Below are 12,387 nucleotides of genomic sequence, written 5' to 3'. Positions count from 1 at the left end.
ATTCAAAATAAAATAGTAAGTCATGGGAAAATTAGGAGCAACCGAAATAATCTTAATCGTTGTAGTGATTGTTTTGCTTTTTGGAGGTAAAAAAATTCCGGAATTGATGAAAGGTTTAGGAAGCGGAATCAACGAATTTAAAAAAGCATCCAAAGGAGAAGATCAGGCTCCCGCTGCTAAAAAAGAAGACGAAGAAAACAAACAATAGTTTTTTCTATATCAAATAAAAATCCCAAATACCATTATGGCATTTGGGATTCTTTCTTTATAGTATCATTGTAAGCTGAATGCGCTTTCGGTCTTCATCCACTTCGGTTACTTTCACCTGAACGTGCTGGTGCAGTTTCACCACTTCATTCACGTCGGAAACAAAGCCTTCCTTGAGTTGGGAAATGTGTACCAATCCGCTTTCCTTAATACCTAAATCCACAAAACAACCAAAATTGGTAATGTTATTCACGATGCCCGGCAATACCATTCCGGTACGCAAATCCTTGATCGATTTCACATTCGGGTCGAATTCAAAAACCTTAGCTGCTTTTCTCGGATCCAGTCCCGGTTTTTCCAATTCCTTCAAAATATCTTTTAACCCGAGGATTCCAATATCGTTGGTGATATAATTTTCCGGTTTTATCTGTCCGATTTTTTCTTTGTTCGCGATCAGTTCACCAACTTTCACCCCTAAATCTTTAGCCATTTTTTCTACGATGCCATAAGCTTCCGGGTGTACCGCCGAATTGTCCAATGGGTTTTTCCCTTCTTTGATTCGGATGAACGCCGCCGCCTGCTGAAAGGCTTTTTCACCCAAACGTGGCACTTTTTTTAGTTGCTTGCGGTCTTCGAACGGACCGTTTTCACTTCGGTAGGTTACGATATTCTCGGCCATCTTTTCCCCTATTCCCGACACATAACTTAGCAACGACTTACTGGCCGTGTTAATATTGATTCCAACCGAGTTCACACAACGGATTACGGTGGTATCCAATTCTTCTTTTAATTTCGTCTGATCCACATCATGTTGGTATTGGCCTACGCCGATAGATTTCGGATCGATTTTAACCAGTTCGGCCAAAGGATCCGACAAACGTCTTCCGATGGAAACAGCCCCACGAACCGTCACATCGTAATTCGGGAATTCCTCTCTTGCAATTTTAGAAGCAGAATATACGGACGCTCCTGCTTCGGAAACCACGAATACCTGAACGGGTTTATCAAAGGCAATTTTCTTGATGAAAAATTCCGTTTCACGGGAGGCCGTTCCGTTTCCGATAGAGATAGCTTCAACGTTATAAGCATTCACCATCGAACGGATTTTCTTCATTGCCATTGCCGTTTCATTCTGGGGTGCGTGCGGGAAAATGGTTTCGTTGTATAATAAATCGCCTTTTTCATCCAGACAAACCACTTTACAACCCGTTCGGAATCCCGGGTCGATTGCCAAAATTCGCTTTTCACCAAGAGGTGATGCCAACAGAAGCTGACTAAGATTCGCCGCAAAAACCTGGATGGAATTCACATCGGCTTTGGCTTTGGCTTCTTGTAATGTTTCGTTTGAAATCGCAGGTTCCAGCAAGCGTTTGTAACTGTCCTTGATGGCCAGTTTAAGCTGACCTATCGAGTCATTATTGTTTTTGATAATATTGTCTTCGATAAAACCAATAGCTTCTTCTTTTTCTACGTCCACGGAAAGTTTGATGAAACCTTCATTTTCAGCACGTAGCATGGCCAGCAATCGGTGTGCAGGCGCTTTGGTAACCGGTTCGCTCCAGTCGAAATACTGTTCGAATTTTTTGGCGCCTTCCTCTTCTTTCTTAGCTTTTACCACTTTTGTACTGATAGTGGCTTTGCGTTGAAACATTCGACGCAGGTTTTTACGGATGAAGATATTTTCATTGATCCATTCGGCAATGATATCGCGAGCGCCTTGTAAAGCTTCGTCTTCATTGGCCACTTTATCATTCAGATACTTGGAAGCGATATATTCAACATCATCACTGTTTTGTGCCATGATGATTTTTGCCAGCGGTTCCAATCCGTTTTCACGGGCGGTATCGGCTTTGGTTTTCTTTTTCTTTTTATAAGGCAAGTAGAAATCTTCCAGTTCCTGCATGTCGAAGCTGTTTTCGATTTTCTGCTTCAATTCCGGTGAAAGCGCATTTTGTTCTTCAATCGATTTTAAAATGCTATCCTTACGTTTTACGATTTCGGCAAACTGCTTACTGTACTTAGCGATGCTTTCAATCTGAACCTCATCAAGGTTTCCGGTTTTATCTTTTCGGTATCGGGCAATAAACGGAATGGTACAATCTTCAGCCAATAATTGAAGGGTAGCTTCTATGTTTTTGGAAGCCGTCGGAACAAACTTCAGGATGTATTCTGTTGGTGTCATTGTATTTTGAAATAAGAGTGCTAAAATAACATCTTTGGTCTAAATCTTCCCCATTCCCCTCACTTTATCTTTTTATACAGATTATCCGAAACTTTTGCCTGTTGCCGATATTCGGTTGGTTTATCAATGTAAACTCCTACCTTTTTCGTAATTTTATAAGTATCTGATTTACAATGATTAATACTGTGTTCTTACTACCTATAAAAATGTAAATATTAATTAAAACTCCATGAAATGAAAACAACTACTCTTAAAATTTTTCCATTATTGGGACTAATAGGAATACTACTTTCTTTTGAGGCTCTTGGTTCTTTTGAGATTCCTGTCGGCTGGTACAAAACCGGAACTAAAGCGGAGAGTTATGACATGGGAATCGATAAAGGATCCGGGATGGACGGAAAGAATGCGGCCACCATCAAATCCATAGACAAGACAATTGACGGTTATGGTACGCTTATGCAAAGTTTTAAGCCGGATAAATTTACGGGACAACGAGTTCGTTTATCGGGTTACATTAAAACAAACGAAGTGGAAGGAAGGGCTGGCTTCTGGTTTAAAATTGAACAGGCCAATTCGCAAAACTTTATTTCTTTTGACAACATGCGCAATCGTGCCGTTGGCGGTACCAGTGATTGGAAAAAATATGACCTTGTTTTAGACGTTCCTTCACACGCTTCAAAAATATCGTATGGTGCGTATTTAAGAGGAACCGGACAAATGTGGTTTGATAATTTGTCTTTCGAAGTTGTTGATCCTTCGACACCTATAACTGGTAAAAAACCGGAAAAATTGAAAGTGATCAATGAACCCGCAAACCTTGATTTCGAAAATTAGTCGAAAGTACTTCTAAAAAAGATTATAGAACTTTTAGGTACAATTAAGCCTTCCTCTAAAGGGAAGGCTTTTTAATTTATGCTTTTCATTTGACCGATAAAAGTATCTTTGCCTCAAAGTCATAACAAATGCCTCCTGTTTTCATTTATTTATTGGCAATTAACGGATTCGCTTTTTTACTGTATGGAATTGACAAATGGTTAGCGATAAACCAGAAGTCCAGAATTCCCGAAAGATTCTTGCTGGTCTTTACCTTCATAGGAGGAAGCATTGGTGCTCTGTCTGGAATGGTGCTTTTTCGGCATAAGATTTCAAAACTGTCATTTTTGTGGAAGTTTTTCACTATCCTCATTTTTCAGGCTATACTTGTTTACTACCTATTGACTAAAATCTAGAAGTTATTAATCGCCGCCATGTGTATGATAATTACGCTTGATGAAATTGAGTGCCGCTTCGACGATGTCACTCATAGAGTTCGCGTTCTTGAAATTCTTATCAAAAGTCACTTCGTAGGTTTCCCGTCTCAGACGTTCAAAATTAATAGAAGGAGACAATTCACTTGCTTTCATTGCCTGCAATAATTCACTCAAACGTTCCTCGAAACCGGCAATTCTTCTAACCAAAATAGAACGTTCTTCGTTCTGATACTGTTCAATGGAATTTTTCATAAGTTTCTCTTTCACCAATTGGGTAAAACGAAAATTCTCCTTGAAAAGATGCGGCTTATACAATTTGAAATTACCTTCATAACATTGCTGATCAAAATCAATCGCCCTAATCTTGTACACAATATGGTCGTAATCGTAAATGGGAATGACAACAAAATTATACGAGCGCATGTCGCCCAAAAGACCTATCATACAGCGCTCATTGAATTTTACGAATTCCTTTGCTATTTGTGCCTTTTCGTTTTCGGTACACTTATCCAGGTGATGCTTTAAAAAGACATCCCCCGGAATTCCCACGATATGTTCTTCAATCAGGGTTTCTTTATGAACCAGAAAATTGATACTGTTCGGGGACATGATGTGTTCCAACTCCAATCCGAAAATTCGGGAGGCATCGGCGATTTTTACATAAAAATGCGTATAATTATCGTTCAGGAGGTTCCGGATCTTCACGCGAAACGGTTTGGAATTTCCGAAAGTGCAAAAATCGATATAATCGACCGTCAGATTAATAATATTCCGCTCGTCTCCGTCGGAATGCAGCAGGGTATAGATTTTCTTAAGACTTAAATCAATTTCCTTTTTTTCCAGTTCATTGTAGAACACCCGAACCCAAAGTGTGTCTTCTTTGTTGGAGTCATACACTACAACACTTCCTTGAAAGCGCAATAAATCATCATAAAAAACATTCGTTTTTGCCACCCGTCTGTATTTCTCCAGATAGGCGTAAAGTGGTGCGCTTATTGGATAGTACTGCTTTTTTAATAACGGACCACTGCTGCTCATGATTCTGATTTTACACTTACTGTCTTCCAAAAATTACTGAATCTTCATCACACAGTCATCCTGCTCAATCATGGCATTTTGCTTCAATATAATTTTAGCTACTTTCCCTTTTTTAGGAGCACAAATGGTGGTTTCCATTTTCATGGCTTCAATCACAAAAAGCGGATGGTCTTTTTCAACTTCCTGATTCTCGTCCACCAAAATCTTAATGAGTCGGCCTTGCAAAGGCGAACCAATGTCATCGGATCCTGAAACTTTTTCATTGGTTGGTTTGGTTGACTTAACCGAATTGTCTTTTATTACAATGTTTCGGGTCTGTCCATTGATCCGAAAATAAACTTCACGGATACCATCTTCATTAGGTTCACTCATGTAGCGGAAATTGATCAACATGTTTTTTCCCAAATCAAGGTTGACAATCAGCTCTTCATTGGTTTTCAACGGATAATAAAAATAAGGTGTCGGAAGTTTTTCAACCTTACCAAAATACTTTCTGAATTTGTAAAAATCTTCAAAAACTTTCGGGAACATGATATAGGACAATAAATCCTCCATGGTGAGTTTATCATCGAATTTCTGATGAAACAATTTCAGTTCCAAATCGAAATCAATAGGTTTAATATGTGCATTAGGTCTTTCGGTGTACGGAATTTCCTTTTTCAGGATTATGCTCTGAAGGGCTTTTGGAAATCCACCGTAAGGCTGACCCAAATCGCCTCTAAAAAGTTGTTTCACTGATTCGGGAAAAGCCAGCGTATCTCCTCTTTCCAATACATCGGCTGCGGTCAGGTTATTCGAAGTCATGAAAAGCGCCATATCCCCTACCACTTTTGAAGACGGGGTTACTTTAACGATATCGCCGAACAATTCGTTAACCACCACATAATTCTGCTTGATGGTTTCAAATTTGTCTTCTAATCCCAATGATCGGGCCTGCGGCAATAAATTGGAATACTGTCCGCCCGGAATTTCATGATCATACACCTCGGCAGTTCCGGCTTTAAGTTCGCTTTCAAAAGGATAATAGTATTCGCGTACAGCTTCAAAATAATTGGAATATTCATTCAATTTTTTGAGTGATATCGGATTTTCCCTTTCAGCACCATGCATCACTGCTACCAGCGAATTGAAATTCGGCTGCGAGGTTAAGCCGCTCATCGATGCGAGGGCACAATCCACCACGTCAACGCCGGCTTCAATCGCTTTTATGTAGGTTGTGGACTGTACCGAAGACGTGTCATGTGTATGCAGATGAATCGGGATGGAAATGTGTTTTTTAAGTTCCTTGATCAATACTTCGGCGGCATACGGTTTGAGCAAGCCCGCCATGTCTTTAATCGCCAACATGTGGGCTCCCGCCGCTTCAAGTTGTTTTGCTAAATCGACATAATACTGAAGGTTGAATTTCTGCCTGTCCGGATTAAGAATATCCCCGGTATAACAGATGCAGGCCTCGGCAATGGCATTGGTTTTTTCTCTGACGATTTCTATACTGTGGGCCATCCCTTCAACCCAATTCAGCGAATCAAAAATTCGGAAAATATCGATTCCGTTTTCAGCACTTTTAATGATAAATTGTTCCAGCACATTGTCTGGATAAGCTGCATAACCAACCGCATTACTGCCCCGGAAGAGCATCTGAAGTAAAATATTCGGAACCGATTTTCTAATCATGCGCAAGCGTTCCCAAGGGTCTTCGTGCAGAAAACGCATAGTTACATCAAAGGTCGCGCCTCCCCATACCTCCAATGAAAATATCTCAGGAAGGTCTTTTGCAATGCCTTCTGTGATTTTCAGGATGTCGTAATTACGCAAACGGGTGGCAAAAAGTGACTGATGCGCATCACGTAACGTAGTATCGGTATAGAAAATTTTCTTTTCATTTTTAATATAGTCGATGAAAGCCTCCCTTCCCATTTCAGTAAGCAGATCCTTGGTTCCTTTTGGAAAATCGTTTCGGCTGACTTCCGGAACTATAGGTGTCCTGAAAACCTTTTCGGAATCAAAACGCTTAACGTCCGGATGACCGTTTACTTTCAGTTCGGCAAGGTATTTCAGCATTTTGGTGCCTCTGTCATTGAAATATTCCGGGTCGGGAATCATAAGTTGAGGGTTTTCCTGAATGAAATTCACAGTAGCCCTTCCTTCGCGGAAAACCTCATTTGACAATACATTGATAAGAAAAGGCATGTTGGTTTTCACGCCACGTATTCTGAACTCTTCCAACGTTCTTCGTAAACGGTCGGAAGCACCTTTTAAAGTACGGCCACTGGAGGAAACTTTCACCAGCATGGAATCAAAAAAAGGAGAAACCGTTACACCCGTATAGCAATTCCCTTCATCCAAACGAATACCATAACCTCCGGCATTTCGGTAAGCGATGATGGTTCCGTAATCGGGTTTGAAGTCGAGCTCGGTGTCTTCCGTGGTAATTCGGCATTGAATGGCCCAGCCATTGCACTGAATGTCTTCCTGACGATGGATAAAAATCTGACGGTGTGTGAGCGGATATCCGGAAGCGATGATAATTTGCGAACGGACAATGTCAATCCCCGTAATTTCTTCCGTAATAGTATGTTCCACCTGGATACGCGGATTGACTTCGATAAAAAAGATATTTTCGTCTTGGTCGACTAAAAATTCAACCGTTCCGGCATTGCTGTAGTTCACATACTTAGCAATCTTAACGGCATAGTCGAATAATTTATACTTGGTTTCCGGACGCAAAACCGAAGGCGCAATCTCGATGACCTTCTGAAAACGGCGTTGCACGGAACAGTCACGTTCATATAAATGTACAATATTCCCGAAATTATCCCCTAGAATTTGTACCTCAACATGTTTTGGGTTATCGATGAATTTTTCCAGAAATACGGTATCATCACCAAACGCTTTCAACGCTTCTCCTTTTGCATTATTAAAAGCCGTGCTCATGTCTTCCGCATTGCGAACCACGCGCATTCCTCTTCCACCGCCTCCTGCTGCTGCTTTTAACATTACGGGATAGCCTATTATTTCCGCCTCGGATAATACGTCTTCTTCGGTGTTCAAGTCTTTTTTAGAATCGGTAATTACCGGAACACCTATTTCTTTAGCTACTTTTTTGGCCGCTACTTTGTCTCCCAACTGCATCATGGCTTCCGCCTTCGGGCCAATAAAAATGATGCCTTCCTCTTCGCATCTTCTTACAAAATCCACATTTTCAGACAAAAATCCGTAGCCGGGATGAATGGCATCCACCTGGTTGTCTTTAGCTACTTTTATAATTGCTTCAATATCCAGATAGGGTTTCAGCGGTTCCGATTCGTCGCCAATCTGAAAACTCTGGTCGGCTTTAAAACGATGCAGTGAATACCGGTCCTCATGTGTAAAAATGGCAACGGTTGCTATTTTTAATTCGGTTGCTGCCCTAAAAACACGTATAGCAATTTCGCCTCGGTTAGCCACAAGTATCTTTTTAATAGTAAAATTATCGCCCATAATAGTAATGCTTTTTGTTAATACCGACTTGCTTCCTTCTTATTCCCTTAAATTTAAAGAGTAATAATGAATAAAAAGCATATAGTCTGTGAACTGCATTTTTTTCCATTTTAAGTGAAAAAACAGCAAACACAAATTATTGTAAATTATTGTAAATTATTGTAAATTATTGCAAATTATTCGAAAGTGATTTTTATTAATCCTGAACAATAAAATCCTTATCATCTTCTCTGTGGAATTCCGGTTGGATAGTAATGTGATTGATACCGAATTTTTCCTGAAGGACTTCTTCCGCCTTTTCCAATATCAGGTTGAATTCACTCATTTTGATATCCTCCGTACATTCTATATGAGCTTCGAGGTGTAATTCTTCTTCGTTTAGATGCCAAACATGGATATGATGCATGTTGCGGACACCCTTGATCTTATGTACTTCAGCAATGATTTCATTGATGTCTATATTTTCGGGTGTGAAAAGCATCAGCATTTTGGTGGATTTTTTAAGTAAATCGGCACCAACAATGATTAAGTAAATGGCGATGACCAAAGTCAGTACACTGTCGATCCAATAAATCTGATAGTATTTCATCAGCAATCCGCCAATCAAAACGGCCACCGAAGCCAGCATATCACTGAATAAATGCAGGTAGGCCGATTTCATGTTCAGGTTGTGATCGGCATCTTTCTTAAGCAGTAAAACCGAAAAGCCATTAGCAACGATTCCTAACAATGCAAGCCAAATCACTATCTCGGTACCGATTTCCTTTGGATGAAAAAAACGGTCAATAGCTTCATAAATCAGGTAAAAAGCGACAATTACCAAGGTAAAGGCATTTACAAAAGCGGCAATCAATTCAGCTCTTTTCAGTCCGAACGTCTGATGCATGGAAGCTTTATGACGAGACAATTTATGTGCCACAAGACTAAACAACAAAGAAAGTACGTCGCTGAAATTGTGCAGCGCATCAGAAATCAAAGCCAAACTTCCGGAAATGATGCCTCCTATCACCTGGGCCACCACAATGATCACATTCAGCAAAATGGAATACACCAGGTTTTTTCCTTCCACGTGGTGTTTGTGAATGCTGTGGTCGTGATGGTGTTCCATATCTAGACTTCTTAGATTGTTAGAAAGTTAGACTTCTCAGATTGATAGAAAATTAATTTTTAAACGAAATAAAACTTCAAACCTTTCTAACCTTGTAAAAATCTAAGATGTCTAAAATTCTTTACTGACAGGCAATTTTATTTACTCTGGTAGCGTGTCTTCCACCTTCAAAATCGGTGTTTAAAAACGTATCTACCATTTCCACGGCCTGTTTTATATTGGTATAACGTGCCGGAATACTTATAACGTTAGCATCGTTGTGCTGACGGGCCAATGCCGCAATTTCATTCATCCAGCACAAAGCAGCGCGAACGCTCTGGTGTTTATTGGCTGAAATGGCTATTCCGTTTCCGCTTCCGCAGATGACAATACCGAAATCGGCCGTCCCGTTTTGTACATCTGTAGCTACTGCGTGACCGAAATCAGGATAATCCACACTGTCTGTAGAGTCGGTTCCGTGATTGATCACGGTATGTCCTTGTGCTTCCAAATGTTGAACAATTGCTTTTTTGTAATCTGGTCCGGCGTGGTCGTTTCCGATGGAGATTTTCATTGTTGTTGTGTTTGCAGTTATTTTATACAAAGGTAAATCAAACGATTCTCAAATGCGAATCGTCCTTTAATTTTTTTAAAATTTCCCGTACAGTTTCCACATCATCCGGATGCACCTTCAGCCGAATGCCTCCCAACGCCTGCGAATACATAGGCGCAATAGCTGTCATTGTTTCATTCTCAAAGAAATACTGGATTTCTGTTTGATCCAAAAGATGCTTCAGCACGGTAATTTCGTGCGGATAATCAAAAACGGCTATGGTGATGAATTCGGTCATAAAAATTCTTTTTCTAAAGATACAAAAGTTATTTTTAGTATAAATCTGATGCGTAAATTCTGATTTGTTATTTGTTATTCGTAATTTTCAACAATAATAAGAAATGAAAAATGAGTAAGAAGTTTCACAAAGCCGGAAAAAAACAAAAAGATTTTTCCGCAAAGATTTTTAAAATTTTAGCCCAAGACCCAAATAAAACGTTCAACTACAAACAAATAGCGGCCGCACTGGATGTCGACGACACCAAAAGCCGCAACGAGATCATCAAAGAACTAGGCCATCTGGCTTCCAAGGAAAAAATTCAGGAAGTTGAACGAGGCAAATACAAAATCATCTCCAAAACCGAATACTACGAAGGAACCGTCGACATGACCAGCCGAAAAACCGGTTATCTGGTTTCCCCGGATCTGGAGCACGATGTATTCATTCCGTTTCAGAACCTCAACCACGCGCTGGATGGCGACAAGGTAAGGGCTTATGTGTATAACCGAAGAAGTTCCCGAAGACCGGAAGCCGAAGTGCTTGAAGTCCTCGAGCGTGCCAAAACCGAATTTGTAGGCGTAATCGACATACAGAAAAATTTTGCCTTCCTTACAACGGCCAATGCTAAAATGTACACTGACATTTTCATCCCGAAAGATAGAATTGGAGCAGCCGAAAATGGTGATGTGGTTTTGGTGAAGATGCAGGACTGGCCGAAGAAAGCCGACAGCCCTTTCGGAGAAGTCATCAAAGTATTGGGTAAACCGGGCGAACATGATACCGAAATTCATGCGATTCTGGCGGAATACGGATTGCCGTATGACTTCCCTATTGAGGTGGAAGCCTATGCCAAAAAACTGGATACTTCCATAACGGCAGAAGAAATTGCCAAACGCCGTGACATGCGCGACACCTTAACATTCACCATTGACCCTAAAGACGCTAAAGATTTTGACGATGCACTTTCTTTTAAAGTGTTGGAAAATGGTAATTACGAAATCGGGGTGCATATCGCTGACGTGTCGCATTATGTGCAGGAAGGAACTATTTTAGAAGAGGAAGCCTATAAACGTGCTACCTCCGTTTATCTGGTAGACCGTGTGGTTCCGATGTTACCGGAAGTACTGAGTAATTTTGCCTGTTCGCTTCGCCCTAATGAAGAAAAATATACCTTTTCCGCGGTTTTTGAACTGAATGATAAAGCCGAATTGATCAACCAGTGGTTTGGAAGAACGGTAACTTATTCCGACCAGCGTTTTGCATACGAAGAAGCCCAGCACATCATCGAAACCAAAGGTGATATTATTCCTGAGGAACTCTCTTTAACAGGTGCCAAATATCAGGTTCCAAAAGAAATTGTGGAAGCCACTTTAAAAATGGACGAACTGGCTAAAATCATGCGTAGAAAACGTATGGCTGCCGGCGCTATCTCTTTCGATAAAGTGGAAGTAAAATTCAAACTGGATGAAAACGATGAACCTGTAGGAGTATATTTCAAGGTAGCAAAAGACGCCAACCATTTGATTGAAGAATTCATGCTTCTTGCCAACCGAAAAGTGGCGGAGTTCATCGGAAAACAAAAGAAAACTTTCGTCTACCGTATTCACGACGAACCGAACGAAGACAAACTGATCAACCTGCAAACCGTGATTTCGAAATTCGGCTATAGCCTAAACTTCAAATCGCGCGACAGTATTTCCAAATCATTGAACACGTTGTTAGAAGACGTTAACGGTAAAAAAGAGCAGAATTTAGTCGATACCTTGGCCATCCGAAGCATGAGCAAAGCGGTATATTCAACTGATAACATAGGCCATTACGGATTGGCATTCGATTACTATTCGCATTTTACCTCTCCGATCCGACGTTATCCCGATGTGATGGCTCACCGTTTGTTACAGCATTATCTCGATGGTGGAAAAAGTGTTAGCGAAGAAGATTACGAAGAAAAATGTATGCATTCCTCCCAGATGGAAAGTATGGCGGCCAATGCCGAACGCGATTCCGTGAAGTACATGCAGGTAAAATACATGCAGGATCATCAGGATCAGGAATTTTTAGGGGTAATTTCCGGAGTGACCGAATGGGGAATTTACGTGGAAATCATTGAAAACAAATGTGAGGGAATGGTGCGCATCCGTGAAATCCGAGACGACTATTACACGTTTGATGAAAAACAATATGCCTTAGTGGGCGAAGTTTCCCATAACATATTACAATTAGGTGACGAAGTTTACGTTAAGGTGAAGAACGCCGATTTAGTTAAAAAACAATTGGATTTCCATTTTATCAGAAAACAAGAATAAAATT

General features: G+C 40.5%; 10 protein-coding genes. 4 read left to right on the top strand and 6 right to left on the bottom strand.

From position 1 onward, the window contains the following. Window positions 1-22 precede the first annotated feature (22 nt). The gene (tatA, locus tag LZF87_RS03275; protein ID WP_023569666.1) at window positions 23-208 is read left to right on the top strand and encodes a twin-arginine translocase TatA/TatE family subunit; all 186 of its coding nucleotides are present in this window, start codon (window positions 23-25) and stop codon (window positions 206-208) included. Between the two features lie 57 nt (window positions 209-265). On the opposite strand, the gene LZF87_RS03270 is transcribed toward tatA, so the two are convergent. Beyond that, window positions 266-2,389: a Tex family protein gene (locus LZF87_RS03270; protein WP_244341809.1), complete on the bottom strand. Its 2,124-nt coding sequence runs from the start codon at window positions 2,387-2,389 to the stop codon at window positions 266-268. Window positions 2,390-2,623: 234 nt separating this feature from the next. Between LZF87_RS03270 and LZF87_RS03265 the strand changes: the two genes are divergently transcribed. Beyond that, window positions 2,624-3,223, top strand: coding sequence for a hypothetical protein (locus tag LZF87_RS03265; RefSeq protein WP_244341808.1), 600 nt, complete (start codon window positions 2,624-2,626; stop codon window positions 3,221-3,223). Window positions 3,224-3,351: 128 nt separating this feature from the next. Beyond that, window positions 3,352-3,618 carry a DUF1294 domain-containing protein gene (locus LZF87_RS03260; RefSeq protein WP_244341807.1) on the top strand — a complete coding sequence of 89 codons (267 nt, stop codon included), beginning with the start codon at window positions 3,352-3,354 and terminating at the stop codon, window positions 3,616-3,618. Window positions 3,619-3,624: 6 nt separating this feature from the next. On the opposite strand, the gene LZF87_RS03255 is transcribed toward LZF87_RS03260, so the two are convergent. The 5 genes from LZF87_RS03255 to LZF87_RS03235 all read right to left on the bottom strand — a co-directional run bounded on the left by LZF87_RS03255 (window position 3,625) and on the right by LZF87_RS03235 (window position 10,095). Next, window positions 3,625-4,677 (bottom strand): hypothetical protein, encoded by a 1,053-nt coding sequence (locus LZF87_RS03255; protein ID WP_244341806.1) that lies wholly within the window; start codon window positions 4,675-4,677, stop codon window positions 3,625-3,627. Between the two features lie 33 nt (window positions 4,678-4,710). Further along, window positions 4,711-8,157 carry a pyruvate carboxylase gene (locus LZF87_RS03250; RefSeq protein ID WP_244341805.1) on the bottom strand — a complete coding sequence of 1,149 codons (3,447 nt, stop codon included), beginning with the start codon at window positions 8,155-8,157 and terminating at the stop codon, window positions 4,711-4,713. A 196-nt stretch (window positions 8,158-8,353) separates the two neighbouring features. Continuing rightward, window positions 8,354-9,265, bottom strand: coding sequence for a cation diffusion facilitator family transporter (locus LZF87_RS03245; protein ID WP_244341804.1), 912 nt, complete (start codon window positions 9,263-9,265; stop codon window positions 8,354-8,356). 121 nt (window positions 9,266-9,386) lie between these two features. Beyond that, a complete protein-coding gene (gene rpiB, locus LZF87_RS03240; RefSeq protein WP_244341803.1) occupies window positions 9,387-9,818 on the bottom strand; it encodes a ribose 5-phosphate isomerase B in 432 nt (143 codons plus the stop codon). 37 nt (window positions 9,819-9,855) lie between these two features. Further along, entirely contained in the window at window positions 9,856-10,095 is a 240-nt protein-coding gene (locus LZF87_RS03235; RefSeq protein WP_244341802.1) for a putative signal transducing protein, read from the bottom strand. A gap of 110 nt (window positions 10,096-10,205) precedes the next feature. On the opposite strand from LZF87_RS03235, the gene rnr reads away from it, so the two are divergent. Next, window positions 10,206-12,383 carry a ribonuclease R gene (rnr, locus tag LZF87_RS03230; protein ID WP_244341801.1) on the top strand — a complete coding sequence of 726 codons (2,178 nt, stop codon included), beginning with the start codon at window positions 10,206-10,208 and terminating at the stop codon, window positions 12,381-12,383. Window positions 12,384-12,387 lie beyond the last annotated feature (4 nt).

It is taken from the genome of Flavobacterium enshiense (assembly GCF_022836875.1).
Taxonomy (GTDB): domain Bacteria; phylum Bacteroidota; class Bacteroidia; order Flavobacteriales; family Flavobacteriaceae; genus Flavobacterium; species Flavobacterium enshiense_A.
This window is presented reverse-complemented; position numbering and strand designations above follow the sequence as displayed.

Bases quoted from the DNA above. Each gene is read 5' to 3' on its own strand.
- LZF87_RS03235 (WP_244341802.1), bottom strand. From the start codon at position 10,095: ATGACCGAATTCATCACCATAGCCGTTTTTGATTATCCGCACGAAATT.
- LZF87_RS03260 (WP_244341807.1), top strand. From the start codon at position 3,352: ATGCCTCCTGTTTTCATTTATTTATTGGCAATTAACGGATTCGCTTTT.
- LZF87_RS03250 (WP_244341805.1), bottom strand. From the start codon at position 8,157: ATGGGCGATAATTTTACTATTAAAAAGATACTTGTGGCTAACCGAGGC.
- LZF87_RS03265 (WP_244341808.1), top strand. From the start codon at position 2,624: ATGAAAACAACTACTCTTAAAATTTTTCCATTATTGGGACTAATAGGA.
- tatA (WP_023569666.1), top strand. From the start codon at position 23: ATGGGAAAATTAGGAGCAACCGAAATAATCTTAATCGTTGTAGTGATT.
- rnr (WP_244341801.1), top strand. From the start codon at position 10,206: ATGAGTAAGAAGTTTCACAAAGCCGGAAAAAAACAAAAAGATTTTTCC.
- LZF87_RS03270 (WP_244341809.1), bottom strand. From the start codon at position 2,389: ATGACACCAACAGAATACATCCTGAAGTTTGTTCCGACGGCTTCCAAA.
- LZF87_RS03255 (WP_244341806.1), bottom strand. From the start codon at position 4,677: ATGAGCAGCAGTGGTCCGTTATTAAAAAAGCAGTACTATCCAATAAGC.
- LZF87_RS03245 (WP_244341804.1), bottom strand. From the start codon at position 9,265: ATGGAACACCATCACGACCACAGCATTCACAAACACCACGTGGAAGGA.
- rpiB (WP_244341803.1), bottom strand. From the start codon at position 9,818: ATGAAAATCTCCATCGGAAACGACCACGCCGGACCAGATTACAAAAAA.